The organism is Brooklawnia sp. (assembly GCF_049651565.1).
Lineage (GTDB): Bacteria > Actinomycetota > Actinomycetes > Propionibacteriales > Propionibacteriaceae > Brooklawnia.
In genome coordinates this window covers 1-3,320 of record NZ_JBASCI010000163.1, presented here as the reverse complement: position 1 = coordinate 3,320, position 3,320 = coordinate 1, and the positions used below count along the sequence as shown (strand labels likewise).

The window sequence follows — 3,320 nt, the reverse complement described above, 5'->3', positions numbered from 1 at the left end:
GTCGAGGACCGCGTCGGCCACCAGGCTGGCGGCCAGCCCCTGCTGGGCGTCCACTACCACCAGCGCAGAGGCGTCGCGTTCCGGGAAACGACTCATGGTGGAAGCCTAATCATCAGGTGCACCGCTGAAACAGGCGTGGTGTGATTGATCCATGGGATTGCGTGATCTGTTCAACAAGGACGATGGGCCGGCCGACGAGACCACCGTTTCGATCCCCGATGCGCTCAAGCTGCTGGCCGAGGGCGGCGTCGTGATCGATGTGCGCACCCCCACCGAGTACGAACGCGGCCACATGCCCGGCGCGAAGCTGGTCTCGATCACCGACCTGCAGTCGTCCCCGATGGACGCGGTGTGGGGCCACGACCCGCTGGCGATGCTCGATCCGGCGACATCGCAGAAGGCGATCATCGTGGTCAGCTCGACACCCGCCCACGCCAGCGCGATCGCCCACCTGCTGCGCGACAACGACCTGAACGCGCACTCGCTGGCCGGCGGACTGCTGGGGTGGGTCCGCGATGGCCAGGTGCTGTTGCAGGGACCGCCGAGCTAGCCGCTCGCTTCGACAAATCGGTCCGCCACGAGTACCGTTGGACCCTGCGTCGGCGTGCCCTTGCACGTCCTGGCGCTGGCATTCGCCCTCCTGCCACGGGAGATCCCTGTGGCCGTCCAGTCCGAAGGAGGTGGAGTTCGCGTATGCGCAAGTACGAAATTATGGTCATCATCGACCCCGATGTCGACGAGCGTCAGGTGCCCGCTCTGCTGGAGAAGCACTTGAAGGTGATCACCGATGGTGACGGCACCGTCGACAGCCAGGACATCTGGGGCAAGCGCCGGATGGCCTACGAGATCAACAAGAAGCCCGAAGGCATTTACGCCGTCCTGAACGTCACTGCTCCGTCCGCGGTGGTCTCCGAGCTGGATCGTCTGATGACGATCGATGAGCGGATCGTGCGCACCAAGGTGATGCGTACCGACAAGTGAGGCGACTCGCCGAGTTGTCCACAGGCGGTGGCCGATCTGGAGAAATGTCAGTGCGGCCATCCAGACTCAAAGAAGCTCAGCTCACGTAACGGAGGAAAGATGGCAGGCGATACCCAGATCACGTTGGTCGGAAATCTGACCGCAGATCCCGAACTACGCTTCACCCCCTCGGGTGCCGCGGTCGCCAACTTCACCGTCGCCTCGACCCCCCGCACGTTCGACCGTCAGGCGAACGAGTGGAAGGACGGCGACACCATGTTCCTGCAGTGCTCGATCTGGCGGCAGGCGGCCGAGAACGTCGCCGAGTCGCTGTCGAAGGGCATGCGCGTGATCGTGCAGGGACGCCTGCGGTCACGCAGCTACGACGATCGTGAGGGCAACCGCCGCACGGTCTTCGAGGTCGACGTCGAAGAGGTCGGTCCCTCGCTGCGCTACGCCACGGCCAAGGTCACCCGCACGTCCGGTCAGGGCGGTGGCGGCTGGCAAGGCGGCGGCCAGGGCAGTCAGGGTGGTGGCTGGCAGGGCGGCGGCTCGCAAGGCGGTGACAACTGGCAGGCCGGTGGCGGCCAGCAGTCATCCAACCGTGGCGTCGTCAACGATCCGTGGGCCAACGCCCAGAGCGAAGAACCGCCGTTCTGATCCGCTGATCGACGGCACCTGAACCCGTATCCACAAGGCACATTCCGGCGTGAAGCCGGGCTCGGGAGGCGAGACCTCCCACGAAAGGAGCACCACAATGGCCGGTCCTCAGCGCAAGCCGCTGAACAAGCGCAAGATCGTCCCCGTCAAGGCGGTCCGCATCGCCAACGTCGACTACAAGGACACCGCAACCCTGCGGAAGTTCATCTCTGAACGCGGCAAGATCCGGGCCCGCCGGGTCACTGGCCTCAGTGTCCAGGACCAGCGCAAGGTCGCGATCGCGGTCAAGAACGCGCGCGAACTCGCCCTGCTGCCGTACACCTCGACCGCTCGCTGACCAGGAGGGAGTTGATATGAAGCTCATTCTGACCGCTACCGTCGACAACCTCGGTGTGGCCGGCGATGTCGTCGAGGTTAAGGACGGCTACGGCCGCAACTACCTGTTGCCGCGCGGCTTCGCGATCGCCTACAACCGGGGCACCGCCAAGCAGATCGAGGGCATCCAGCGGGCCCGGGACGCGAAGCAGATCCGCAGCAACGAGCACGCCGCGCAGATCCGCGCAGAACTCGAGGCCCTGCAGGTGCAGGTCCCGGTTCGTGCGGACGGCACCGGCAAGCTCTACGGCGCGGTGACGCCCAACGAGGTGGCCAACGCCATCAAGAAGGCCGGCGGTCCGCTGCTCGACAAGCGCGCCATCTCGTCGGCCAAGCCGATCAAGTCGGTCGGCACCCACACGGTGGCGGTAAAGCTGACCGATGCCGTGACCGCCCATGTTCCGGTGGAGGTTGTCACCGCCTGACCCTTGGTCGGCTTCGACATCTGGCGACCGGCCCCTGCCTTCCGGGTGGGGGTCGGTTCGCGTTTGTGGTCGATGCCCGGGCAGCCGATTGGCCTCGGCCATGAGCAACCGCTGGGCGCCCCGGGATGGGCTGACCGCCCGCTGGGCGCCCGGAATGGGCTGACCGACCTCTGGGCGCCCGGAATGGGCTGACCGATCTCTGGACATCGGCCCCCCTCTTGGTCATCTGTCAGTTCCCCGCCCCGGCGCGCCTGGGGCCGGCGGACGTTTGCGCCAGCGCCAGCCCTCTTGCCCGGCTTTGGGCGGCGCCCCCCGGTGAGCACCTTCCCGCCATCAGGGCCGGAATGTGTACGCGGTTAGGGCCTCTGGCGTGCAGTATCCGTGCTTCGGGCCGGATTCTGCCCGCCCGGCTGAGGGCGGGCCCACCCGGGCCGGGCGCATCGGGTGCGTAAGGCCGCGGGGACGGATCAAGCCCGAGGGCCTCGAGGCGATCAGCGACAACCCGTTCAAGGGAGACCTGGACGTGCCGCGGCTGCCCAACCTGGTCGCGATCGTGAATGGGGCGCCTCGGGTGCGAGACCAAGGCTCAGGCGGTGACGATCCGGGCACCTGACGAGTGCCAATTCCGGTTCTGGCACTCTGAAACCGGCTTACATCGGTTCAACTGCCGCGGCTCGCGATCCAGCGTGCCGAAACCAGAATCTCACTCACCACTGCGGCAGAGCGCTCGGCGATGTCGCTGCCCGATCCTCCGCGTTGTGCGGTGCTGCCCAGCACTCAGCACGCGGCGCCCCTTGCTGGGCACTTTCCCGTCGTCAGGGGCGGAATGTGTACGCGATCGAGGCTCTTGGCGTGCAGTATCCGTGCCTCGTGCCGAATCTTGCCCGCCCTGCCCCCGGG

At 66.7% G+C, this 3,320-nt stretch carries 5 protein-coding genes; all 5 read left to right on the top strand.

The window, feature by feature from the left end; all coding sequences use genetic code 11:
* Positions 1-151 precede the first annotated feature (151 nt).
* The 5 genes from WBL05_RS07540 to rplI all read left to right on the top strand — a co-directional run bounded on the left by WBL05_RS07540 (position 152) and on the right by rplI (position 2,420).
* The gene (locus WBL05_RS07540) at positions 152-550 is read left to right on the top strand and encodes a rhodanese-like domain-containing protein (RefSeq protein ID WP_424224890.1); all 399 of its coding nucleotides are present in this window, start codon (positions 152-154) and stop codon (positions 548-550) included.
* Between the two features lie 143 nt (positions 551-693).
* Positions 694-981 (top strand): 30S ribosomal protein S6, encoded by a 288-nt coding sequence (gene rpsF / locus WBL05_RS07535; RefSeq protein WP_424224889.1) that lies wholly within the window; start codon positions 694-696, stop codon positions 979-981.
* A 99-nt stretch (positions 982-1,080) separates the two neighbouring features.
* Complete coding sequence (locus WBL05_RS07530) at positions 1,081-1,620, top strand: single-stranded DNA-binding protein (protein WP_424224887.1); 540 nt, start codon at positions 1,081-1,083, stop codon at positions 1,618-1,620.
* Between the two features lie 97 nt (positions 1,621-1,717).
* Positions 1,718-1,957: a 30S ribosomal protein S18 gene (rpsR, locus tag WBL05_RS07525; protein ID WP_424224886.1), complete on the top strand. Its 240-nt coding sequence runs from the start codon at positions 1,718-1,720 to the stop codon at positions 1,955-1,957.
* Between the two features lie 16 nt (positions 1,958-1,973).
* Positions 1,974-2,420, top strand: a complete 447-nt coding sequence (rplI, locus tag WBL05_RS07520) for a 50S ribosomal protein L9 (RefSeq protein ID WP_424224885.1) — start codon at positions 1,974-1,976, stop codon at positions 2,418-2,420.
* The last annotated feature ends 900 nt before the right edge of the window (positions 2,421-3,320 follow it).

Excerpts from the sequence above, each read along its gene's own strand:
- WBL05_RS07540 (WP_424224890.1), top strand. The coding sequence starts at position 152 with ATGGGATTGCGTGATCTGTTCAACAAGGACGATGGGCCGGCCGACGAG.
- rplI (WP_424224885.1), top strand. The coding sequence starts at position 1,974 with ATGAAGCTCATTCTGACCGCTACCGTCGACAACCTCGGTGTGGCCGGC.
- WBL05_RS07530 (WP_424224887.1), top strand. The coding sequence starts at position 1,081 with ATGGCAGGCGATACCCAGATCACGTTGGTCGGAAATCTGACCGCAGAT.
- rpsR (WP_424224886.1), top strand. The coding sequence starts at position 1,718 with ATGGCCGGTCCTCAGCGCAAGCCGCTGAACAAGCGCAAGATCGTCCCC.
- rpsF (WP_424224889.1), top strand. The coding sequence starts at position 694 with ATGCGCAAGTACGAAATTATGGTCATCATCGACCCCGATGTCGACGAG.